Genomic DNA, 21,972 nt, shown 5'->3' on the forward strand with positions numbered 1-21,972 from the left:
GAAGCCGGCCGTGCATGTCGACGCCAGCGTAAAGCAGGAATGCGAGGGTGTCGTCGACATCCCGCATCGTTTTGTCCCGAGCTGGGAGCAGGCGCAGCTGCACGCCGAGGACCGCCGTCGCCTTGGCGACTGTCGGCGCCTCAATCACGCTAAGGCCGTCACCATCACGGCGCTGACCAAATGATCTTCGCCCACATCTCCCGGTCGCTGCGCGACACTTTCCCGGCCAGAGCATCCGAATGGGCGCTGGCAACCATGCTGTTCGGCTGGTCTGCCATCCTCAACCTCAACCCAGATCTGTTCCAGAGCGGCCCTGCCACCTATCGGGCCTTGGCCGCTATCATGCCGCAGGACACATGGGCGGCCCTCTGCCTCGTCGTCGGCGGCGGTCGACTGGTCGTGCTGGCCGTCAACGGGGCCTGGCGTAAGTCCCCGCACGCGCGCGGACTATCCGCCTTCATCAGCGCTTTGTTTTGGTTCGAGATCACCGTCGGCATCCTGCAGGGCGGCGAGCATGGCACCGGGCTTGCCATCTATCCGGTGCTGTTCTCTCTTGATTGCTTCAATGTCATCCGCGCCTTTGGCGAAGCGGGCAGATCGGACGCTAACCATAAGCGGGTGGCTGGGAATGGAATTGACGCCTGAGTTGCTTGGGACTGCGGCTGTCGGGGCGGTCGTCGTTGTCGGAGCTATCGGCAATTATCTGCGAACGCTTCGGGAGAGACCGCGCGGCCTCGATGCCGTGGTCGCCGGAGTCGGCTTCGGATTCGGCGACAAGGAACAGACCGAGCGGGTGATCGCGGTGCTCGACCGTTGCGCCAAGGCACTTGAGGCTCTGGCCGATAAGCGCACCGACGAGATGGAAGAGATGCACAAGACGCTGCTCGAGCGACTTGATCGTCGCGAAGAACAGGAAGAATCGGGGCCAAGGCGCCATCCGCCGAGGCGACGCTGACCGCCAGCCCCAGCCGACCAAATCAACAAGGCCCGCCTCGGTTCACGCCGGGGCGGGCCTTTTTGCTATTTGGAGATATGGCTGTTGACGATGAGGGCCAAGGCTTCCGCCGCTTGATCGAGCGCGGCGAAATCCCCCAAGGCTTGGCGGTCGACGTGGCTGTTTTCAAGGTACGGGTCGCCAGCGAATGCAATTCTGGCCTCGACGGAAAGCATTTCAAATGCCTCGTTGGTCGATGCGACAGCTTGCGCCAGCCGCACCATAGCGTCCTGCGCCGTCTGTTTGGCAAACATCATATCGGCCAAGGCAAGTTCGAGTTTGACCGGGTCAAGCTTCTTCATGCTGATGTCTTTATCACAATCACTCTCCGTGCCGAAAGGTGCGGCGCGTTTTTTCGTTTGGGGCTAACGCCTTGATGCTCGGCGCCGGCGGCTTCACCACTGACAGTTGCAACCTCTCCACCGTCGCCACAATGGCCGCAGATATCGCTTCCGCCTCGTCCATCAGCTCCGGCCCGTAAAGCCCATTGACCATCTCTTCGCTGGGCAGGACACCCGGCGGACAGTGTTCCTCGATCGTGGCCCTGATCATCCGCAGTACCGCCCGGCAGTCGTTGGCTTCGATCTTCATCAACCTTTTCCACATTCAATTCGGCTAAAATGCAACCAAAACGGCCCGCTCGCCTTGAATCGCGGTTGGAGTTTTGTGCATGCGTAACGCCGCAGACCGGCTGAAGTTCATCAAACCGCAGGAACCCGTCCTTGTTCTGGAGCCGCCGGTCAGCGACGACTGGATCCACGAAATCAAATATGACGGCTTCCGCACCCAGATCATCCTCGACTGGGCCGGCGCCCGAGCGTTCTCCAGGAATGGACACGACTGGTCGAAACGCTACTGGCCGATCGTCACTGCCGCCGAACAACTCAAGGCGAAATCCTTCATCGTCGATGGGGAGATGATCGCGCCCGAGCCGGACGGACGTCCGAACTTTCATGCCATGCATTCGCGCATGGCCTGGAATGCCGAACTGCTCGCCTTCGTGGCGTTCGACATCCTGTATCTGGACGGCGAGGATCTTCGCCCGCGGCCGGCGATCGAGCGCAAGGCCATCCTCTGGAATCTGGTGAAGCCGGCCAAGGGCATCATCCAGTACAGCCAGCATGTCCAGGGCGGCGGCGCCGAGTTCTACGAAGCGGTCGAACGGATGGGGCTTGAAGGTGTGGTGTCGAAGCGCAAGTTCAGCCCCTATCGCAGCGGCGCCAAGGATGAAGCCTGGCTTAAGATCAAATGCTGGGACATCGGCGATTTTGAACTCATCGGCATCAAGCGGAAGGCCGGCGAACGGACCGAGGGGCTGTTCGCGCGGGATGGCAAGTACGTTGGCAAGGCCGTGATCGCCACCACGGGTGCAATCAAGGATCGGCTGTGGAAACGTGTCCGGCAGGCCAAGGCAGCGCCGCCGCACGGCGTTCCCACGGCGCAGATCACGCCTGAAATCGAATGGCTAAAGCCCGGCATCAAGGCCAGCGTCAGGACGTTGCGCGGCGAGCCCAAGCTGCGTCACGCCTCCGTGCAAGGGTTCCTCGACGAGGATTGACGCCCTTGCCGATTGTTCCTATTTCGTTCTCATGCCGGAACAATACGCCCCGAAGCACCGCGATTATCCGCTGTCGAACCTGAACGACAGCCTGCGCCTGGTGCGCGTGCGCTGCCGCTACTGCAAGCGCAGCCACAATTATTTCCCGTCCGACCTGATCCAGATATTCGGCGACGTCGACGTCGATTCGCTGATGTACCGGATGAAATGCGAGAACGCCGCCGACCACGGTTATCTCGACGTTGAAGCCTTTGTGCCGACCGGCAAGGAAGCCGTCGGCCTGCGCATCCGCCGCCTTGTGGCGATCAAGATCCAGCGCGTGCCGGTGTGGCGGGAGGAGGGGCGTTAGGGCGACATCTTCGCCGTACCACCTATTGTGCCCCCTAATGTGCCACAAATTTCGGACTTGTGCCGAATTGCGCAGTGTTTTCAAAAGCACACACAGGTGCGGGTGCATCTCGACCGCACCATTTTCCTTCCCAGATCCCGATTGTGCAAGCTCCGCCCGCTGCGGGCCGGGCGCATTTCGTTTGATATTCCCGCGCTTTACGCCACTTTCTTTTTGAGCGTCGGATTCTCCCGAAACCGGTTTCCCCTTTGGGTCCGATGCTCTAGACCTGATTTGCACCTTTTCCGGGATTCTTGTGGCGGGAGGCGCTGGTGGAAGGCGAGCACGAACGGACGATTGGCGCCAGGGCCGCCGAGGAGCACCACGCCGACATCTATGGCGAGGACGGCGCCGTGCTTTCGTCCTTCCTGGCGCGGATTGGCGCGGCGATCGCCGACCGCGACACGCTGACCCTCAAGCATGAAGTCGACGACCTGCACCAGTCGGAACTCGGCGACCTGCTCGAGGCGCTGCATCCCGAACAGCGCCACGCGCTGGTCGAGCTCCTGGGCGCCGATTTCGACTTCTCCTCGCTGACCGAGGTCGACGAGGCGATCCGTATGGAGATCGTCGACAGTCTGCCCAATGCGCAGATCGCGCAGGCGGTACAGGAGCTCGATTCCGACGACGCCGTCTACATTCTCGAAGACCTCGAGAAGGAGGATCAGGACGAGATCCTGTCGCAGCTGCCGTTCACCGAGCGGATCAGGCTGCGCCGCTCGCTCGACTATCCCGAAGAGACGGCCGGCCGCCGCATGCAGACCGAGTTCGTCGCGGTGCCGCCGTTCTGGACGATCGGCCAGACCATCGACTACATGCGCGACGACCAGAATCTGCCCGAGCGCTTCAGCCAGATCTTCGTCATCGATCCGAGCTTCAAGCTGCTCGGCGCCATCGACCTCGACCAGATCCTGCGCACCAAGCGTTCGGTCAAGGTCGAGGAAGTGATGCACGAGACGCGGCACGCCATTCCGGCCACCATGGACCAGGAAGAGGCTGCACGGGAATTCGAGCAGTACGATCTTTTGTCGGCCGCAGTCGTCGACGAGAACGAACGGCTGGTTGGCGTTCTGACCATCGACGATGTTGTCGACGTCATACAGCAGGAGGCCGAAGAAGACTTGATGCGCATGGGCGGCGTCGGCGACGAGGAGCTTTCCGACAGCATCTTTTCGACCTCGCGCTCACGCGTTCCGTGGTTGCTGATCAACCTTCTGACCGCGTTCCTGGCGGCGTCGGTGATCAGCCTTTTCGACCGCACGATCGAACATATCGTCGCACTGGCGGTGCTGATGCCGATCGTCGCCGGCATGGGCGGCAATGCCGGCTCGCAAACCATGACCGTCACCGTGCGGGCGTTGGCGACCAGGGATCTCGACATCTACAATGCCGGCCGCATCATTCGCCGCGAGATGGGTGTCGGCTTCATCAACGGCATCGTCTTCGCCATCCTGATCGGCATCGTTGCGGCAGCCTGGTTCCGTGACCCCAACCTGGGCGGCATCATCGCGGCGGCGATGATCATCAACATGTTCGTGGCCGCCCTGGCCGGCATCCTGATCCCGCTGCTGCTCGATCGTTTCAAGGTCGATCCGGCGGTCGCTTCGGCAGTTTTTGTCACCACGGTTACCGACGTCGTCGGCTTCTTTGCATTTCTCGGCATTGCCACGTGGTGGTTCGGTGTGCCCTGAAGGCACGCCTTTTGGCTTAATTGACTTTTACGTAAATGCCGTGCGAGGCTTGCGCGGGGCGCCATGTCGATTCCGGCATGGCACGGGTTTTGGTTCGGGACATAAGGGTGACGCCGGCATGGCGATCGCCCCTTGGTTTCGGCGTGCGGGAGTGGCAATGCGAGAATATTATTCGATCACCGAGTTGACCCGCGAGTTCGACGTGTCGACGCGGACGCTTCGCTTTTACGAGGACGAAGGGCTGGTGCAGCCGGTGCGGCGTGGCCGCACGCGTCTGTTTCGCCCCTCCGACCGGCACCTCATCCGTCAGATCATGCGCGGCAAGAGGCTTGGCTTCTCGATCAACGAAATCCGCGAAATCATCCAGATGTACAAGGAGCCGCCCGGCGAAGTCGGCCAGCTCAACCTGATGATCAAGCGCATCGAGGAAAAGCGCGAGGATCTCCGGCAGAAGCGCCGCGATCTCGAGGAGACGCTGGCTGAACTCGACCAGGCCGAGGAATCTTGTGTGGAGCGGCTGGTTGAGCTTGGCGTGAATACCTGAGCGGACTGGATTCTGTCGCGCGTTAGCGTTCGGAATTAGCGGAGACGTCTATTCCTTCGTCATCCTAGGGCGGAGCAAGGAGCGTAGCGACGCGGCGCAGACCCTAGGATCCATGCCATGACTGCAATGCACCGCGACGGCGCAGAACTTTGCTCCGCTGCACTCCTCGACCGAGGTCACGGCATGGATCCTAGGGTCTCCGCGACGGAGCTGCGCTCCTGCTTCGCCCTAGGATGACGAAGTTCGCTAATCGCCGAAGTGTGCACCTGTCAAAACCTCTCCGCGATGGAAACCAGGGGCGCCAGCTCAGATCCAGCGGCGCACGCGTTTGGCGTAGTCGCGGTACTTCTTGCCGAATTTTGCCGCCAGCACCTTTTCCTCGCCTTCGATCGCCATTTTTTGCGTGACATAGGCGGCGATGAACGCGAGCGGCAGGAACCACACGATGCCCGAGACAAAGGCGACCCCGATCAACAGCAGGGTGTTGGCCAGATACATCGGATTGCGGGTGATGCCGAAGGGACCCGTGGTGACCAGGTGATCGGGCACAGCGTTCGGGTTCAGCGTGGTCTTGGCGCGGACCATGGTGCGGATCGCGGTGACCCAGAGCGCGGCGACGGCAAACAGCGCCACCCAGCCGGTGGCGAAAAGAATATCGCCCAGGAGGTCACCGATCCAGGGCAGGGGATAGAGCAGGCCCAGCGCGATGCTGATGGCGATGGCGGCGGTGTAGATCAGCGGCGGCCACGGTATGAGCCCCGGCTTCGGCTGGTTCTCGGTCATTTGACCCCTTCCTCCATCAACTTGCTGTCGGTCTTGGCGGTACACATGCCGGCGAGATCGGACAGATGCGTCTTCCATTCCGCAGTCTGGTCGTTGTTGTAGAGCCGATCAAGCGTCGCCTCACCCTCGAGCGTATCGAGCATGCAGACACAGTAGCTCGTACAGAACTCGGTGTCGCGCGACTGCTCGCAGGACAGCTGGCAGGTTTTGAGGAAATTCACCTGCGGGGTTTCGACCTGTGCCGGCATGATCTGCGAGAACAGCCACATGCAGCCGATCAGCAATGGCTGGTGGATCAGGTAGAACGCCAGGCTGTGCCGGCCGATAAAGACCAGCGGGTTGGCCCAGCGACCGGGCGCCAATTCGGCAAGCCGGGCAAGTACGCCTGAACCGGTGGCGAGTTTCGTCATCGCGATGCCCGCAAGCACGGCGCCGAACCATGGAAACAACGGAACGTAGTCGTTGGAGCGTGGATTGTTCGCCAACAGGCCTACCCACCACAGCCATGGGTGATCGAACGCCTCGAGGCGCAGATAGACAGGCGCCGTGATGACGAGCCCGGCGACGACCAGCGTCAACAAAGCCGGCAGGCGCAGGAAGGCGAGGCCGAGCAGGCTGGCCAGCGCGATCTCATGCAAGATGCCGAAGAAGATGAATCCATCCGGCGTGGCGATCCGGGTGACGACCGATATCGCGATCGCGGCTCCCGCGACCATGGCGAATCGCTTCCAGAAGCCGTTCCAGCGGATTTGTCGGCCATGGGCGAGGTACAGGCTGACGCCGACCAGGAACAGGAAGGTCGAGGCGATGCCGCGCGCGTAGATCTTCCACCAGCCGAAGGCGGTCAGGCCGGGATCGGTGTAGCCGAAGAACTCCAGATCCCAGGTGAAATGGTAGCTCGCCATGGCGATCAGCGCGATGCCGCGCACGATGTCGATAGCGACGATGCGCTTTGGTCGATCCGGAACGGGTGCGGTCGGCGTTTGGATGCTCATGGTCTCGCATTCTGATTCAGCCCCGCTGGAGGACTATCACGGTTGCCCGGCACAAAAGAAGACCGGCAACTCTGCCGACAACCCGGATCAGCCGCGGCATTGGGCCAGTGCAGGGAAGCCTTTGGCCGGCTTCGCTTTTGCCGGATGCGCGTCGGTTTCCTCTTATTGGCGCTGGGATCGCCACGTCAGATTTGACCCGGTGAATCTGCTTCGGGGAAAGCAATGTCCACCCATGTGCGCCATCCGATCTGGCTGCCGGCTCTCAAGGCCGCGGACGCGCGCACCTTCGCGTCGCTCTATGCGGTCGAATCCTTCGCCCGCGCCACGGTGTCGAGCGTCATCCCGATCCAGGCCTACGAGATCCTGCACAACGAGCAGATCGTGTCGATGCTCTACACAGTCGTGGCGATGCTCGGCCTGTCGGTGACATTGTTCATGCCGATGCTGATCCGCCGTTTTGCCCGGCGCTGGGTCTACACATCAGGCGCCTGCCTGCTGGCCGTCGGCTCGCTGTTCTTCGTCACCGACACGCTTGCCGGGCAACTGGCCGGCATGCTGTGCCGGGTGATGGGCGCCAGCGCGCTGTCGATCACGCTCAATCTCTACATCATGGACCACATCCGCAAGACCGACTTCATGCAGGCCGAATCGCTGCGCATGGCGTGGTCGATGCTGGCCTGGACCGGTGGGCCGACGCTCGGCATCTTCCTCTACACGCGCTTCGGCATCTATGCCGCGCATGGTGCGGTCGCGGTGTTCGCGTTTGCCCTGCTGGCGCTGTTCTGGACCTACCGCCTCGGCGACAACCAGTCTATCCGTCCGGGCAAGACGCGCCCCGTCAATCCGCTCGCCAATATCGGCCGCTTCGTGGCGCAGCCCAGGCTCAGGCTGGCTTGGCTGATCGCCTTCGGCCGCTCCTGCTTCTGGACGACGTTCTTCGTCTATGGGCCGCTGTTCATGGTCATCACAGGTGAGGGTAAGCTGGCCGGCGGCCTGCTGGTTTCGGCCGGCAATGCGCTGTTGTTCATGGCGATTTTCTGGGGCAAGGCAGGAAAGCGCTTTGGTGGCCGCGGGACTATGACATTCGCCTATTTCGCCATGTCGGCCGCGCTTTTGGCGGCGGGCTTCGTCGGCGAAACCGTGCCGCTGCTTACCGGCACCTTCCTGCTCTGCGGTGCCTTCTTCACCATTGCGCTCGACGCCCTCGGCTCGACCGCCTTCATGCGCTCGGTGCGCTCCTATGAAAGATCTCAGATGGCAGCGGTCTACCGCACCTATCTCGACTTTTCCGAGTTGACGCCGCCGCTGGTCTATTCGGTGGCGCTGGCCTTCTTCGGCCTGGGCTCGGTGTTCGTCACGCTCGGTCTGCTGGCGGCGGTCTGCGGCTTTGTGACGTGGCGCTATCTGCCGAAATCACTTTGACCTTCATGGCGCATTCGCAATGGTCACCGGCGGAATTTGGTTTGCCGGAAGCGAGGATTCTGCCTATAATCATCGGTGTCGCCGGTTCCATTTTGGAGCCAAGAGGGAATGCGGTGAGGGCGAATTTCGCCCAATGCCGTGGCTGCCCCCGCAACTGTGTGCGGTAGTCCTCCCCATAAACCACTGAGGATTTTTTCTTCGGGAAGGTGGGGAAGGACGCTGATCCGTGAGCCAGGAGACCTGCCGGCGACAGGAAACTGACTTCGATGCCCTCGGGTGGAGGGCGAAAGGACAAGACATGACTACCGCTTCCGTCTCCCTCGGCACCTCCGTCTCCTCGCAGTCGCGCTTCATGCAGCTCGCTCTTGCCGCGCTGCTCGGCGTTTTCGTGATGGGCTTTGTCGGCTTCTCGCATATCGATGCGGTCCACAATGCGGCTCACGACTATCGCCATTCGATCGTGGCCGGCGTCGTCCTCGCCTGCCTGCAAGCCTATGCCACCGTGCCGCTGATCCTGAAGGCGGAAGTCTACGAACAGGCGGGCGGCGGGCATCACCATGACCATGCCGCTCCGGCCGCAACGGATAGCAATGCCATGAGCACAACTGCACCGGCGGGAGATGCCATGAACTCTGCTGCCCCGGCGGCGGAAGCCGCTCCGGCAGACGAAGGCTGGGCGCCGGCAGACGGTTTCGAGCGTTTCGCCTTCAGCGTGCTTGCCAACATTGTCACCGGCATCGGCTTCGCCTTGATCCTGGTCGCGGTCTCCGAATTCGCCGGCGGCATCGGTGGCTGGCGCCAGGGCGTGTTCTGGGGCCTGGCCGGCTTCGCCGTGTTCACGCTGGCGCCTGGCCTCGGCCTGCCGCCGGAACTGCCGGCCATGCCGGCCGCCGATCTCACCCAGCGCCAGATCTGGTGGTGGGCAACGGTGGCGGCGACCGCCGCCGGTCTCGGCCTGATCGCGTTCCGCAAGTCGCTGCCGCTGGCGATCCTTGCCGTCCTTTTGATCGTCGCGCCGCATATTGTCGGTGCGCCGCAGCCCGGCAGTTACGAGACGGCGATTCCGGAAGGGCTGCATCACCAGTTCGTGGTGGCGGTGACCGTGACCAATCTGGTGTTCTGGCTGGTGCTCGGCGCGGTCGTCGGTGTGGTGCGTGGCCGCTTCACCGGCACCGCGACCAGCCTGCGCGACAGCTTTGCCTGATCGCAAGACACTGACCTTCCTCATCGGCGGTGCGCGCTCCGGCAAGAGGTACGCTTGCCGCCTTGCCGGAGGATCGGCCGGTGCTTGTCGACTGCCTGACGCTGTGGCTGACCAACCACATGCTGGCTGAACACGATTTCGAGCTGGAATGCCGGCGATTGGCGGAGGTGCTGTCGCGGCCGCGCGGGCCATGGTTCGTGGTATCCAATGAAGTCGGCCAAGGTATCGTGCCGGACAATGCACTGGCGCGCCGGTTTCGCGATGCCGCCGGCCGGCTCAACCAGCAGGTCGCCGCCGTCGCCGACATGGTGCTGCTGATGGTGGCGGGGCTGCCGCTCAAGGTGAAATGACATGACCGACATCGACGATAAGGACGAAGAACGCCACCGCGCCAAGATGGCCAAGCGCAAGGCGGTGCAGGATGCCGAGGTGGCGAGCAAGACGGTCGAGAAGGGATTGCTGATCGTCAACACCGGTCCCGGCAAGGGCAAGACCACGGCTGCCTTCGGCCTGGCGCTGCGGATGCTCGGCTACGGCAAGCGCGTCGGCGTCGTCCAGTTCATCAAGGGCAAGTGGCACACCGGCGAGAAGGACGCCTTCGCCGCCTTCGGCGACCGCGTCGTCTGGCACGCGATGGGCGAGGGGTTCACCTGGGAAACGCAGGACCTGAAGCGCGACATCACCGCCGCCGAAGCCGCCTGGGCCAAGGTGCTCGAACTGATGGCCGATCCGTCGATCAGCCTGCTGGTGCTCGACGAACTGAACATTGCGCTGCGCTACGATTATCTCGACCTGGACAAAGTGGTTGTGGCGTTGAAGGCGCGGCGTGAGGGCCTGCATGTCGTGGTCACCGGCCGCAACGCCAAGCCGGCGCTGATTGAGGCCGCCGACCTCGTCACCGAAATGGGCGTGACCAAGCACCATTTTTCCGCAGGCGTGAAAGCGCAGCAGGGGATCGAGTTCTGAGCGTTTCTTACCCTCCCCACAAGGGGGAGGGTGAAGTAGATCACGCCACGATGACCATGACCGCGACCAACCCAAACAGCGCGATCAGCAGATAGTCGGCGACGCGATAGAGTTTCAGCGCTCGCCTTATGTCGACGCTGTCGGCCTCGCGCCGCCCACCTTCGCCCATGAAGACGTCGTCCACGAGCACGCCGCCGTAGCTGCGCGGCCCGGCGAGCGCCAGGCCGAGCGCACCGGCCATCGCCGCTTCCGGCCAGCCGGCATTGGGTGAGCGGTGTTTTTTCGCGTCGCGCCACACCGCATGCCAGGCATTTTTCGCATCAGCGCCTTTGACGAAGAACGCCGCCAGCACGATCAGCAGCGCCGTCAGCCGCGACGCCGGCAGATTGATCCAGTCGTCGAAGCGCGCCGCCGCCCAGCCGAAGGCCTCGTGGCGCGGGGTGCGGTGGCCGATCATCGAATCGGCGGTGTTGGCGGCCTTGTAGGCGGCGCCGCCGGCCAGGCCGCCGACGCCGGTCCAGAAGGCGGGGGCGACGATGCCGTCGGAGAAATTCTCAGCCAGGCTCTCGATCGCGGCGCGGCAGACGCCGGCCCTGTCGAGCGTTTCAGGGTCGCGGCCGACGATTCGCGAAACGGCAAGGCGGGCCAGAGCGAGGCCACCGGTGTCGAGCGCGTCCGCCACAGCCTCGACATGCTCATAGAGGCTCTTCTGCGACAGAAGCGACGTTGCCAGAAGGGCAGTGATGACCAGGCCCATGGGAACGAACCAGAACAGGATCTGCACGCCCAGGCCAATTATCGCCGGCACCAGCACGATGACCAGCAGCGCCTGGACACCACGCTTGCGACGCAGCGCGTCGGGATCAGTGGCGCGGTTGAGCCTGCGGTCGAGAAAGGATATCAGCCTGCCGAACCACGTCACCGGATGGCCGATGGCGCGAAACAGCCAGTCGGGGTAACCGAGGGCGAATTCGACGGCCAATGACAGGAAAGCGATCAGGACTGACATGAAGCTTCTTAATGGGGCGGTTGTGGACCATGGTGGAAGTCTTGGCCGCGCGAGGGCGCTTTTCCCCAACGCCCTGCTGCCATTCGTCGACCTCTCGACCGGTATCAATCCGCACTCCTACCCGCTTTTCGACCTGCCCGCCACCTCGCTGTCGCGGTTGCCGGAAGCCGCGCGCACGCGTGAGCTGACAGAGATCGCTGCCAGTGCCTATGGGGCGCCGTCGCCAGCCAACATCGTGGCGGCACCGGGCACGCAGATCCTGTTGCCGCGCGTCGCCTCGCTGATTACCCCCGGAAGGACGCTGGTGCTGGGTCCGACCTACGCCGAACATGCCCGCGCAGCAGTGATCGCCGGGCACGCGGTGACCGAGGTCGGCGATTTCGCTGACCTGGCGGACGCCGACCTTGCCATCATGGTCAATCCGAATAATCCGGATGGACGTGTCATCGAGCGCGACCGGTTGCTGGCTCTGGCTGCCGGATTGCGCGCCAAGGGCGGGCTGCTGGTTGTCGACGAGGCGTTCATGGATGTTGGGCCGCGCGAGCATAGCCTCTGCGGCGATGTCGGCCAGGGCGGCGTCGTCGTGCTGCGCTCGTTCGGCAAGTTCTTTGGTCTAGCCGGCCTGCGGCTCGGTTTTGCACTTTCCGATGCTGTGACGGTCGAACGGCTGGAAACACAATTCGGGCCATGGGCCGTTGCCGGCCCGGCGCTGGAATACGGCATTCGCGCGCTTGCCGACATCGACTGGCAGGACGCGATGCGGACGGCGCTGGCTGATGAATCGGCGCGCCTCGATGCGCTGTTCGGCCGCTTCGGTATTCCCGTTATGGGCGGCACCACGCTGTTCCGGTTTCTTCGCCTGCCGCATGCCGCCGATTTGTTTGCCGCGCTTGGCGAGCGCGGCATCCTGCTTCGCCATTTTGCCGATCGGCCTGACGTTCTGCGCGCCGGCCTGCCGGGGAGTGAGGAGGAATGGCAGCGGCTCGAGACCGTTCTTGCCGAATGGGCGTCGCGGCACGAGCATCAATCGAAGGGTTCGAAACAATGATCCATGTCTGCTCGCTGGCAAAGATCGAGGAAACGGTGGCCAGGAGCGGCGCCGACTGCATGCTGTCGCTGCTTGCCGCCGGAACGGCGGTGGTCCGGCCGGCCTCGATATCGAAAGAAAATCATCTGCATCTGGTCATGCATGACATCGCGGCGGCGCAGGACGGCATGACCATGCCGGGCGAGGAGCATGTCCGCAACCTGCTCGATTTCGCGCGCCGCTGGGACCGGGCAAGGCCGATGCTCGTGCATTGCTATGCCGGCATCAGCCGCTCGACGGCTTCGGCCTATATCATCGCGGCCGCATTGGCGCCGAAACGCGACGAGGCCGAATTGGCGCGGACGCTGCGGGCGCTGTCGCCCTCGGCAACACCCAATCCGCGACTGATCGCGGTGGCCGATGCGCTGCTTGATCGCAACGGCCGCATGATCGAGGCGATCGAATCGATCGGCCGCGGTGCGGATGCCTTTGAAGGCACGCCCTTCGCGCTGAGGATCGACGGGTAACTCCCCGAAGCCTTCCCACCTTCGTCATCCACGGGCGGAGCAGGAGCGAAGCTCCGTCGCGGAGACCCGAGGATCCATGCCGCGACATCAGCCGTAGAGTGCAACCGAGCAGAATTCTGCACCGTAGCAGCGCTTCGGAGTCCCGGCATGGATCCTGGGGTCTGCGCCGCGTCGCTTCGCTCCTTGCTTCGCCCCAGGATGACGAAGAAAAAAGGCTTCGGCTATTCTCAGAAGGGCACGATGTGCCATCTGACGGTCAGAGCATCTGTACCGAGCAACTATGCTACGTCAACCAGTCCGCGAGCTTCGCCTTGCTCACATCCCGCAGCAGGCTGATGAACCCGTCGGCCTGATATTCTGCCGTCAGCCGGCCCTTCTCCGCCGTCGCGATGCTGGCATCGCCGACGACGCCATTCGGGTTGAGATCGCCAGCGATCCAGGCAAAGGCGTGGGTGCCGGTGTGGCGCAGGAGCGAAAATTCGTTTTCGGCTTTGGCGACATTGGAAACGAAATTGTCGGCCTTGGCCATGTCGACGAGGTCCGGCCGGAAATGCAGCATCAGCGAGGTCTCGACATCGCCGCCATGGATGCCGTGGCGGTCCTCCAGTTCGGTATACATGCCGGCCGGGCGGCCGAACCGTTGCCAGCTGGTTTTTACCGCCAGCATCTTTTCGCGCACGCGCAATTCGCGCGTGACGATGCCCATGATCTCCTCGTTGCCGCCATGCGAATTGACGACGATCAGCTTGCGCACACCGGCGCGCGCGATCGACAGGCCAAGCTCGGTCCAGGCTTCGATCAGCGTCGTTGCCGGCAGTGTGAGGGTGCCCGGCGCGTGAAGATGCTCGTTCGACTTGCCCACCGCCTGGACCGGCAGGATGCGGATGTCGAGATCGTCGGGCAGGCGCGAAATAACCGTGTCGAGCATGCCGTTCATGATCGAGGTGTCGGTTGAAACCGGCAGATGCGGGCCATGCTGCTCGATCGCCGCCACCGGCAGCACGGCGATCGTCGCCTCCGGATCGATCGAAGCATATTCGGTGGTCCGGTAGTCGCCCCACCACACGCGTTTTTTCGCAACGGTCATGTCATGCCTCTTCAATGGTCAGGCAGACCTAGCGCGGGACGGGCGGCCTGTCGATCACCCCGCCGCTAGGGCCTCGATTTCGACCTTGAATTCGGGCCGGGCAAAGCCGGAAACGATCATCAGCGTCGAGGCCGGCGCGGGGCTGGAAAACAGCCGGTCGCGGACATCCATATAGGGCCGCAGATGCGCGCGGTCGGTGACATAAGCATTGATGCGCACGATATCCCTGAGACCCAGGCCGGCTTCGCCGAGAATCGCCGCGATGTTTTGAAAGCAGAGCTCGGCCTGCGCACCGGCGTCTTCGGGGATCTGGTCGTCAGCGGTGATGGCGACCTGGCCCGAGCACAGCACCAGCCGCTTGCCGGGCGGCACCTCGACGCCGTGGCTGTAGCGGGCAAAGGGCGGCTTGATCGACTTCGGGGTGAGGAATTTGAACATGGCAATCTCCGGTTTGGCCATAGCCTAAGGCTTGATCCATTGCACCTTCAAGATGGCGGTGCATGTTGCCCGAGCGATTGTGGACAGGCGTTCAAAAAATAGGCACGATGCCTTCCGTACAGCATGACCCGTCCGCCTTTGGCATAGCAATGCCGTTCAAGCGGGCGGTCCCGGCGCGTGACGCCGGTGGCATGTGTCTTGCTTCTTGAATCTTTGGTGTCGAGCCTGGCGCGTGGCGCGCCGGAGCAAACAAAGGGTGGTGTCGATGTACGGAAAACAGAAGATCTCGGTGGCGGTTGTGGCCTTGCTTGCAGCCAGCACGCTGGGTGCGGCTGCGAATGAAAAAGTCACCTTCGGCACCAACTGGTTGGCCGAGCCGGAACATGGCGGATATTATCAGTCCGTGGCGGACGGCACCTACGCTGCCTGCGGCCTCGACGTCACCATCATGCAGGGCGGTCCGCAGGTCAGCGGCCGGCCGATGCTGCTGGCCGGCAAGATCGATTTCTACATGGGCGGTAATCTGCTGTCGGCCTTCGATGCCGTCCAGCAAGGCATTCCGATGCGCGTGGTGGCGGCGGATTTCCAGAAGGACCCGCAGGTCATCATGTCCCACCCCGGCGAGGGGCTCGACAAATGGGAGGACCTGAAGAGCGCCGACCAGTACATATTGGGCGACGAGGGCGTGCAGACCTTCTTCCAGTGGATGGTCATCGAACTCGGCTTCGACGCCTCCAAGCGCGCGCCCTACACCTACAACACCGCTCCTTTCCTCGCCAACAAGAAGTCGATCCAGCAGGGCTACGTCACCTCCGAGCCTTTCGCGGTCAAGAAGGAAGGCGGCTTCGTGCCGAACCAGTTCCTGCTTGCCGACTATGGCTGGGACACCTACTCGACGACGATTGAGGTGATGCAGGACACGATCGACAAGAAGCCGGAGGTGGTCCAGTGCTTCGTCGATGGCTCCGCCAAGGGCTGGTACAAATATCTCTACGGCGACAACAAGGCCGCCAACGACATGATCAAGAAAGACAATCCCGACATGAGCGACGAGCAGATCGCGTTCTCGATCGAGCAGATGAAGAAGTTCGGCCTGGCCGATTCCGGCGACACCGAGAAGCTCGGCATCGGCGCCATGACCGACGAGCGGATCAAGAGTTTCTACGACAAGATGGTCAAGGCCAAGGTCACACCCGACGGCATCGACATCAAGAAGGCCTACACGCTAACCTTCATCAACAAAGGCGTCGGGCTCGAGCTGAAGAAATAGACCGGTCCCGGCATGATAAGGGAAAAGGTGGCGCCAGCGCCGGCCTCGGATGTTGCATCGACATTGCTGGCGCTGAGGGGCGTCGGCAAGGTCTTCTCCAACGGCGTGCCGGCGCTCAGCGATGTCAATCTGACGATCCGGGAAGGCGATTTCCTCAGCCTGCTCGGGCCGTCGGGGTGCGGCAAGTCGACTGCATTGCGGCTGATCGCCGGCCTGTCGACGCCGACCTCCGGCGTGCTCGACTGGCGCGGCGGCGGCTCCCTTGATCGTTCGAACATCGGTTTCGTCTTCCAGGAGCCGACGCTGCTGCCTTGGGCCAATGTCTTCGACAATGTCTGGCTGCCGCTTCGGCTGAAAGGCATCAGCCGAGCCAAGGCCGCGCCAGCGGTCACTGAAATGCTGGCGCGGGTTCACCTGACCGGTTTCGAAGACGCGGTGCCGCGCGAACTGTCCGGCGGCATGAAGATGCGCGTCTCGATCGCACGCGCCATGGTGACCAAACCGCGCGTGCTGCTGATGGACGAGCCGTTCGCCGCACTCGACGAGATCACCCGCTTCAAGCTCAACAACGATCTCCTGGAACTGTGGCAGGACGAACGCTTCACCGTCGTCTTCGTCACCCACAGCGTCTTTGAAAGCGTGTTCCTCTCCAACCGCGTCGTCGTCATGGCGGCGCGGCCGGGCAGGGTGTTCGACGAACTCGCCATCGAGGCCTCCTATCCGCGCGACGAGGCGTTTCGCACCTCGCCCCACTATGCGGCCCTCTGCCGGCAGGCCTCCGACGTGCTGGTCAAGGCCATTAATTCAACAGCAGGCGCGCATCATGACGGCCATTGACGAGCACGTGCTCGAACTCGACCCCGAGGAAGCGCGCCGCGTGCGCCAGGAGCGGTTCGAACGGATCGGCCGCTGGGTGCTGCCGCTGGCGATCATGATCCTGGCGATCTGGCTGTGGGATCGCATCTGCGTCTGGAACGAGATTCCGCAGTACATCCTGCCGCGCCCGGGCGTGGTGCTGTGGACGCTCTATAGCGATGCCGGCCTGCTGTTTTCCTCGCTGCTGGTCACCTTGCGCATCACGTTCCTCAGCCTGGCTCTGGCCGTCATCGGCGGGGTCGGGCTGGCGGTGCTGTTTGCGCAATCGAAATGGGTGGAGATGTCGTTCTTCCCCTTCGCCATCGTGCTGCAGGTGACGCCGATCGTGGCGATCTTTCCGCTGATCAACATCTATGTGAACGACCAGACGACCAAGCTTCTGCTGTGCGCCTGGATCGTCGCCTTCTTTCCGATCCTGTCCAACACCACGCTTGGCCTCAACTCCGTCGACCGCAATCTGCGCGACATGTTCAAGCTCAACGGCGCGACGCGCTGGCAGCAACTGCGCTATCTCAGGCTACCGGCGGCGATGCCCTATTTCCTCGGCGGGCTGAAGATCGCCGGAGGCCTGTCGCTGATCGGCGCCGTGGTGGCCGAGTTCGTCGCCGGCACCACCGGCCAGTCGTCCGGCCTCGCCTCGCGCATCATCGAGGCCGGCTACCGGCTCAACGCGCCGCGGCTGTTCGCGGCGCTGTTCCTGATCTCGCTGACCGGCATTTTGATCTTCCTCGTGCTGTCGCTGATTTCGCATCTCATTTTGCGACGCTGGCACGAAAGCGCACTGAAGCAGGAGCGCTAGGATGACTGAAAGGTTGGCGCGAAGCGCCCCCCTCTGTCCTGCCGGACMTCTCCCCCTCAAGGGGGAAGATTGGCTGTTGTCACGACCTTCGCCAATCTCCAACGTTGAAAAAAAAGAGCCGGCGCGGACGCTGCCAATCTTCCCCCTTGAGGGGGAGAGGTCCGGCAGGACAGAGGGGGGCAGGCCTTGATACCAGCCTCCGGCTCTTATCAGCTCGCTAACGTCCGTGTTCATCAATCACTGACGTCGGGCCTTACTGCAACTTACGATAATAACGGTTTCGCGCTGGCCGACATTGCCGTCGCCGACGGCAAGGTCTCCAGCATTGCAGCGCATGACCGATCGAAAGCGCCTGCCGATGCGATCGACCTCGCCGGCCGTATAATCCTGCCATGCTTCGTCGACTGCCACACGCATATCGACAAGGGCCATATCTGGCCGCGAAAGCCCAATCCTGACGGCACGTTCTTGGGCGCGTTGAATGCCGCCGGTGCCGATCGCGTGGCACGCTGGAGGGCCGAGGATTTGGCACGGCGGATGGATTTTTCACTGCGCTGCGCCTACGCGCATGGCACCAGGGCGCTGCGCACCCACATCGACAGCGTCGCGCCGCAGGAGGAAATCTCCTGGCCAGTGTTCGAGACGATGCGCGAGGAATGGCGCGGCCGTATCGAATTGCAGGGCGCCTGTTTGCTCGGCATCGAAGGCGTGCGTGACAAAAAGTGGTTCGACAGGCTGGCAAAGAGGGTTGCCGCGGCGAAGGGCGTGCTCGGTGTCGTCACCTATATGGTGCCGGACCTCGAAGAACTGCTCGACCATGTCTTCGCGCAAGCCATCAAGCATGGCCTCGATCTCGATTTCCATGCCGACGAGACCGACGATATCTCCGCCATATCGCTGAAGAAGATCGCCGAAGCCGCTCTCTGGAGCGGTTTCGAAGGCAACATCCTCGTCGGCCATTGCTGCTCGCTCGCGCGCCAGCCGGACCTCGATGTGCTCGATACGCTGGACAAAGTGGCGAAGGCCGGGCTCGCCGTCGTCTCGCTGCCGATGTGCAATCTCTATCTGCAGGACCGGCGCGGCGACCAAACCACGCCGCGCTGGCGCGGTGTGACGCTGCTGCACGAGATGAAGGCGAGGGGCATTCCGGTGGCAGTCGCTTCCGACAACACGCGTGATCCCTTCTACGCCTATGGCGATCTCGACATGCTGGAGGTCTACCGCATGGCGACGCGCATCCTGCATTTGGACCATCCGGTCGCCGACTGGCCGCAAGCGGTCACCGCGACGCCGGCCAAGGTGATGCGGCTTGATGGCTTCGGCACGCTTGCCGCCGGCGGCGATGCCGATTTCATCGTGTTCAAAGGCCGAAGCTGGACGGAATTGCTCTCGCGACCCGAATCGGATCGCATCGTGGTGCGCGGCGGCAAGGCGATCGACCGGCAATTGCCCGACTATGCCGAACTCGACGAACTGATGGTGGGATAATGGACGTTTCGGCGCTCAAACGCGATCTTGACGGGCTCAAGGTCGACGACAACCCGGCCATCGTCCAGCAGAAGAGCCGTGACTTCTACTGGTACAGCCCGGTGCTGAAGCAGCAACTGGACCATGTCACCGGCGATCTGATCGTGACGCCAAGGAACGAGGCCGAACTGATCCGCGTGCTTGCCGCCTGTCACCGCCATGGCGTGCCGGTGACGCCGCGCGGCAGCGGCACCGGCAATTACGGCCAGGCGATGCCGCTCTCCGGCGGGGTCGTGCTCAACCTTGCCGAGATGAACGAGATCAAGTCGATCGCGCCAGGTCGCGTTGTGAGCGGACCGGGGGCCATCCTGGCCGATATCGACAAGGCAACGCGGGCGCATTCCGGGCAGGAACTGCGGCTGTCGCCGTCCACCTACAACACCGCTTCGATCGGCGGCTTCATCGCCGGCGGTTCGGGCGGCGTCGGTTCGATCAATTTCGGCGGCCTGCGCGATTTCGGCAATGTGCTGCGCCTGCGTGTGGTGACCATGGAGGCCGAACCGAAAGCGCTCGAACTCACCGGCGAGGATCTGCACAAGGTCACCCACGCCTATGGCACCAACGGCATCATATCGGAGGTCGAGATGCCGCTGACCGCGGCCTATGAATGGATCGATGTCATCGTCGGCTTCGACGCTTTCATGGATGTCGCCCGGTATGGCAATGCGCTGGCATGTCAGGACGGTATCCTGACCAAGCTGATCACGCCGATAGCCGCACCCGTGCCGCAACTCTATTTCAAGCGGCATCAAAAGTTCCTGAAACAGGGGCAAAGCATTTGCGTCGTCATGGTGGCGCGGCACGGGCTGGACGCTTTCCTGGCCTTCACCCGCCGTGCCGGTGGCGAGGTGATCTACAATGCGGCCACGGCGACGCCGGACGAGAAAAAGGGCCTGCCGCCGGCCTATGAATTGGCCTGGAACCACACCACGCTGAGAGCGCTGCGCGTCGACCCTTCGATCACCTATCTGCAGTCGCTCTACCCCTTTCCCAACCAGCTGGCGCTGGTCGAGAAGATGGATGCGATGTTTCCCGGCGAGGTTTTTTCGCATCTGGAATTCGTGCGGCTGGACGGCAACATCACCTGCTTCGGCCTGCCGCTGGTCAAGTTCACCACCGAGGCGCGGCTCGACGAGATCGCGCGTCTGCATGAGGCGAATGGCTGCCCGATCTTCAATCCGCATCGCTACACGCTGGAAGAGGGCGGCATGAAGCAGACCGACGCGGTACAGCTTGCCTTCAAGCGCGAAACCGATCCGCAAGGCCTGCTCAACCCCGGCAAGATGATCGCCTGGGAGAACCCGGACTATGATTATCGTTCGGGCCGGACATTCCTTTTCAAGGGGCTGCAGAGGGCAAGCTGATGACCAGCGTGTGGCGCTGCACCCCCCTCTGGCCTGCCGGCCATCTCCCCCTCAAGGGGGGAGATCAGATTGCCGCGCTGCTTTCGCTAACTATCAACGTCGCAGATAGGCAGCAACGCGGAAACCGCCAATCTCCCCCCTTGAGGGGGAGATGCCCGGCAGGGCAGAGGGGGGTGCCTCGCGCTGACCTGCAGGATGTCCTCCGATGAACATCCTCGTCATTTACGCCCATCCGGTCGAGACCAGCTTCAATGCCGGCCTGCACCGCATGATCGTAGAGCGGCTGACAGCGGCGGGCCATGCGGTGGACGACTGCGATCTCTATGCCGAAGCGTTCGATCCGCGGATGACGCGCGATGAACGGCTGAACTATCATAACCAGCGCGGCGCCGCTGACGCTGCCGCGCCTTATGTCGAACGCCTGCTGCGCGCCGATGCGCTGGTGCTTTCCTATCCGGTCTGGAACTACGGCTTTCCAGCGATCCTGAAAGGCTTTTTCGATCGCGTCTTCCTGCCCGGCGTGTCGTTCAAATTGGTCGACGGCAAGGCGCAGCCGTCGCTGCACAACATACGCAAGGTTGCCGCGGTGACCACCTATGGCGGCAGCCGGTTCCGCGCCATGCTGATGGGCGATCCGCCACGCAAGCTGATCAAGCGCATGCTGCGCGCCACCGTAAAACCGGGCGCGCCTGTGAGCTACCTCGCGCACTACGCGATGAACCTGTCTACCGACCAAACGCGCAAGGCTTTCACGACCAAGGTCGCGGCCAGCATGGACGCCTTCTGATGCGTGCGCTGGTGGTCTACTGCCATCCGGTGCCGGACAGCTTCTGTGCAGCAATTCGCGACACTGCCATCGACGTGCTGATGCGACGAGGCTGGGAGGTGCGGCTGCTCGACCTCTACGCCGAGAAATTCGATCCGGTGATGGGCTGCGACGAGCGGCGCTCCTACAACGACCAGTCGCCGCAGGACCCGGCACTGAAGCCGCATTTCGAACTGCTCAACTGGGCCGAGGCGATCCTGTTCGTCTATCCGACATGGTGGTACGGACTGCCGGCGATGTTGAAGGGCTGGCTCGACCGGGTGTGGGCGACGGACGTCGCCTTCAAGCTGCCGGCCGGCAAGGGGCGGATCAAGTCGCTGATGACGCATGTGACCAAGGTCGGCGTCATCACAACCTGCGGCGCGCCGACCTGGTGGAGCGTCGTCGTCGGCCAGCCGGGACGCAAGACCCTGCTGCGCGGCATGCGGGCGCTGTGCGCGACGCGCTGCCGGACGTTTTTCCTGGCGCACTATTTGATGGATGCCTCGACGCCGGCAACGCGGGCGGCGTTTCTGGCGAAGGTGCGGGCGAAGTTGGAGCGGTTTTAGGGAATTAGCGTCCTTCTCCCCGTTTACGGGGAGAAGATGCCGGCAGGCAGATGAGGGGCAGCACGAACATTGCAGAGGTTGGCGCCGCCCCTCATCCGGCCCTTCGGGCCACCTTCTCCCCGTAAACGG

26 protein-coding genes, 1 pseudogene and 1 riboswitch are annotated in these 21,972 nt (G+C 63.0%); of the genes and pseudogenes, 20 read left to right on the forward strand and 7 right to left on the reverse strand.

The window, feature by feature from the left end:
- The first annotated feature begins 10 nt into the window (after positions 1–10).
- Genes EJ079_RS33390 through EJ079_RS21875 form a run of 3 tightly spaced genes read left to right on the forward strand, consistent with a single transcriptional unit; the run spans position 11 to position 955 of the window.
- On the forward strand, positions 11–184 hold the full coding sequence (locus EJ079_RS33390; RefSeq protein WP_164873832.1) for a hypothetical protein: 174 nt from the start codon (positions 11–13) through the stop codon (positions 182–184).
- Positions 181–645, forward strand: a complete 465-nt coding sequence (locus EJ079_RS21870) for a hypothetical protein (protein ID WP_127810131.1) — start codon at positions 181–183, stop codon at positions 643–645. Before EJ079_RS33390 ends, EJ079_RS21870 begins: the two co-directional genes overlap by 4 nt.
- Positions 629–955, forward strand: a complete 327-nt coding sequence (locus EJ079_RS21875) for a hypothetical protein (protein ID WP_127810132.1) — start codon at positions 629–631, stop codon at positions 953–955. Before EJ079_RS21870 ends, EJ079_RS21875 begins: the two co-directional genes overlap by 17 nt.
- A gap of 65 nt (positions 956–1,020) precedes the next feature.
- On the opposite strand, the gene EJ079_RS21880 is transcribed toward EJ079_RS21875, so the two are convergent.
- Both EJ079_RS21880 and EJ079_RS21885 read right to left on the reverse strand, forming a co-directional pair.
- Positions 1,021–1,296, reverse strand: a complete 276-nt coding sequence (locus EJ079_RS21880; protein ID WP_127810133.1) for a hypothetical protein — start codon at positions 1,294–1,296, stop codon at positions 1,021–1,023.
- A gap of 19 nt (positions 1,297–1,315) precedes the next feature.
- The gene (locus EJ079_RS21885; RefSeq protein ID WP_127810134.1) at positions 1,316–1,585 is read right to left on the reverse strand and encodes a hypothetical protein; all 270 of its coding nucleotides are present in this window, start codon (positions 1,583–1,585) and stop codon (positions 1,316–1,318) included.
- 79 nt (positions 1,586–1,664) lie between these two features.
- Between EJ079_RS21885 and EJ079_RS21890 the strand changes: the two genes are divergently transcribed.
- The 4 genes from EJ079_RS21890 to EJ079_RS21905 all read left to right on the forward strand — a co-directional run bounded on the left by EJ079_RS21890 (position 1,665) and on the right by EJ079_RS21905 (position 5,175).
- On the forward strand, positions 1,665–2,552 hold the full coding sequence (locus tag EJ079_RS21890) for an RNA ligase family protein (RefSeq protein ID WP_127810135.1): 888 nt from the start codon (positions 1,665–1,667) through the stop codon (positions 2,550–2,552).
- Between the two features lie 31 nt (positions 2,553–2,583).
- On the forward strand, positions 2,584–2,901 hold the full coding sequence (locus EJ079_RS21895; protein ID WP_027037864.1) for a hypothetical protein: 318 nt from the start codon (positions 2,584–2,586) through the stop codon (positions 2,899–2,901).
- A gap of 311 nt (positions 2,902–3,212) precedes the next feature.
- Complete coding sequence (gene mgtE, locus EJ079_RS21900; RefSeq protein WP_127382185.1) at positions 3,213–4,631, forward strand: magnesium transporter; 1,419 nt, start codon at positions 3,213–3,215, stop codon at positions 4,629–4,631.
- Positions 4,632–4,788: 157 nt separating this feature from the next.
- On the forward strand, positions 4,789–5,175 hold the full coding sequence (locus EJ079_RS21905; protein WP_023685221.1) for a MerR family DNA-binding transcriptional regulator: 387 nt from the start codon (positions 4,789–4,791) through the stop codon (positions 5,173–5,175).
- Between the two features lie 306 nt (positions 5,176–5,481).
- Here EJ079_RS21905 and EJ079_RS21910 read toward each other — a convergent pair whose 3' ends face one another.
- Both EJ079_RS21910 and EJ079_RS21915 read right to left on the reverse strand, forming a co-directional pair.
- Complete coding sequence (locus tag EJ079_RS21910) at positions 5,482–5,958, reverse strand: isoprenylcysteine carboxylmethyltransferase family protein (protein ID WP_127398844.1); 477 nt, start codon at positions 5,956–5,958, stop codon at positions 5,482–5,484.
- A complete protein-coding gene (locus EJ079_RS21915; RefSeq protein ID WP_127810136.1) occupies positions 5,955–6,953 on the reverse strand; it encodes a DUF1624 domain-containing protein in 999 nt (332 codons plus the stop codon). The genes EJ079_RS21910 and EJ079_RS21915 overlap by 4 nt, the downstream gene beginning before the upstream one ends.
- A gap of 222 nt (positions 6,954–7,175) precedes the next feature.
- Between EJ079_RS21915 and EJ079_RS21920 the strand changes: the two genes are divergently transcribed.
- From EJ079_RS21920 to cobO, 4 genes and pseudogenes are all read left to right on the forward strand, one after another.
- Complete coding sequence (locus EJ079_RS21920; RefSeq protein ID WP_127810137.1) at positions 7,176–8,375, forward strand: MFS transporter; 1,200 nt, start codon at positions 7,176–7,178, stop codon at positions 8,373–8,375.
- Between the two features lie 65 nt (positions 8,376–8,440).
- A riboswitch (cobalamin riboswitch) is annotated at positions 8,441–8,638 on the forward strand.
- A 35-nt stretch (positions 8,639–8,673) separates the two neighbouring features.
- Positions 8,674–9,579 carry a CbtA family protein gene (locus tag EJ079_RS33590; RefSeq protein WP_127810138.1) on the forward strand — a complete coding sequence of 302 codons (906 nt, stop codon included), beginning with the start codon at positions 8,674–8,676 and terminating at the stop codon, positions 9,577–9,579.
- A 53-nt stretch (positions 9,580–9,632) separates the two neighbouring features.
- Positions 9,633–9,929 (forward strand): annotated as a pseudogene (locus EJ079_RS21930) (bifunctional adenosylcobinamide kinase/adenosylcobinamide-phosphate guanylyltransferase); the annotation flags it as partial.
- 1 nt (position 9,930) lies between these two features.
- The gene (gene cobO / locus EJ079_RS21935; RefSeq protein WP_127810139.1) at positions 9,931–10,545 is read left to right on the forward strand and encodes a cob(I)yrinic acid a,c-diamide adenosyltransferase; all 615 of its coding nucleotides are present in this window, start codon (positions 9,931–9,933) and stop codon (positions 10,543–10,545) included.
- 40 nt (positions 10,546–10,585) lie between these two features.
- On the opposite strand, the gene cbiB is transcribed toward cobO, so the two are convergent.
- Positions 10,586–11,554 (reverse strand): adenosylcobinamide-phosphate synthase CbiB, encoded by a 969-nt coding sequence (cbiB, locus tag EJ079_RS21940; protein ID WP_127271548.1) that lies wholly within the window; start codon positions 11,552–11,554, stop codon positions 10,586–10,588.
- Between cbiB and cobD the strand changes: the two genes are divergently transcribed.
- Together cobD and EJ079_RS21950 are read left to right on the forward strand one after the other, a co-directional pair.
- On the forward strand, positions 11,553–12,602 hold the full coding sequence (gene cobD, locus EJ079_RS21945) for a threonine-phosphate decarboxylase CobD (RefSeq protein WP_127810140.1): 1,050 nt from the start codon (positions 11,553–11,555) through the stop codon (positions 12,600–12,602). The two genes, cbiB and cobD, sit on opposite strands and share 2 nt — an antisense overlap.
- Positions 12,599–13,108 carry a tyrosine phosphatase family protein gene (locus EJ079_RS21950; protein WP_127810141.1) on the forward strand — a complete coding sequence of 170 codons (510 nt, stop codon included), beginning with the start codon at positions 12,599–12,601 and terminating at the stop codon, positions 13,106–13,108. Before cobD ends, EJ079_RS21950 begins: the two co-directional genes overlap by 4 nt.
- Positions 13,109–13,391: 283 nt before the next feature.
- Here EJ079_RS21950 and EJ079_RS21955 read toward each other — a convergent pair whose 3' ends face one another.
- Together EJ079_RS21955 and EJ079_RS21960 are read right to left on the reverse strand one after the other, a co-directional pair.
- Positions 13,392–14,195 (reverse strand): creatininase family protein, encoded by an 804-nt coding sequence (locus tag EJ079_RS21955; RefSeq protein WP_127810142.1) that lies wholly within the window; start codon positions 14,193–14,195, stop codon positions 13,392–13,394.
- A 54-nt stretch (positions 14,196–14,249) separates the two neighbouring features.
- On the reverse strand, positions 14,250–14,633 hold the full coding sequence (locus EJ079_RS21960; protein WP_127416023.1) for a RidA family protein: 384 nt from the start codon (positions 14,631–14,633) through the stop codon (positions 14,250–14,252).
- A 265-nt stretch (positions 14,634–14,898) separates the two neighbouring features.
- Here EJ079_RS21960 and EJ079_RS21965 point away from each other — a divergent pair, with 265 nt between their 5' ends.
- The 7 genes from EJ079_RS21965 (at position 14,899) to EJ079_RS22000 (ending at position 21,843) form a co-directional block, all read left to right on the forward strand.
- Positions 14,899–15,903: an ABC transporter substrate-binding protein gene (locus tag EJ079_RS21965; protein ID WP_127810143.1), complete on the forward strand. Its 1,005-nt coding sequence runs from the start codon at positions 14,899–14,901 to the stop codon at positions 15,901–15,903.
- Between the two features lie 12 nt (positions 15,904–15,915).
- The gene (locus tag EJ079_RS21970; protein WP_127810144.1) at positions 15,916–16,740 is read left to right on the forward strand and encodes an ABC transporter ATP-binding protein; all 825 of its coding nucleotides are present in this window, start codon (positions 15,916–15,918) and stop codon (positions 16,738–16,740) included.
- Positions 16,727–17,578, forward strand: coding sequence for an ABC transporter permease (locus EJ079_RS21975; RefSeq protein WP_127397312.1), 852 nt, complete (start codon positions 16,727–16,729; stop codon positions 17,576–17,578). The genes EJ079_RS21970 and EJ079_RS21975 overlap by 14 nt, the downstream gene beginning before the upstream one ends.
- 186 nt (positions 17,579–17,764) lie before the next feature.
- The gene (locus tag EJ079_RS21985; RefSeq protein WP_127810146.1) at positions 17,765–19,066 is read left to right on the forward strand and encodes a cytosine deaminase; all 1,302 of its coding nucleotides are present in this window, start codon (positions 17,765–17,767) and stop codon (positions 19,064–19,066) included.
- Complete coding sequence (locus EJ079_RS21990) at positions 19,066–20,469, forward strand: FAD-binding oxidoreductase (protein WP_127810147.1); 1,404 nt, start codon at positions 19,066–19,068, stop codon at positions 20,467–20,469. Before EJ079_RS21985 ends, EJ079_RS21990 begins: the two co-directional genes overlap by 1 nt.
- A 205-nt stretch (positions 20,470–20,674) precedes the next feature.
- Complete coding sequence (locus EJ079_RS21995; RefSeq protein ID WP_127810148.1) at positions 20,675–21,256, forward strand: NAD(P)H-dependent oxidoreductase; 582 nt, start codon at positions 20,675–20,677, stop codon at positions 21,254–21,256.
- Positions 21,256–21,843 (forward strand): NAD(P)H-dependent oxidoreductase, encoded by a 588-nt coding sequence (locus EJ079_RS22000; RefSeq protein WP_127810149.1) that lies wholly within the window; start codon positions 21,256–21,258, stop codon positions 21,841–21,843. The genes EJ079_RS21995 and EJ079_RS22000 overlap by 1 nt, the downstream gene beginning before the upstream one ends.
- Positions 21,844–21,972 lie beyond the last annotated feature (129 nt).

The organism is Mesorhizobium sp. M7A.F.Ce.TU.012.03.2.1 (assembly GCF_004006095.1).
In the GTDB taxonomy this organism is placed as follows: domain Bacteria; phylum Pseudomonadota; class Alphaproteobacteria; order Rhizobiales; family Rhizobiaceae; genus Mesorhizobium.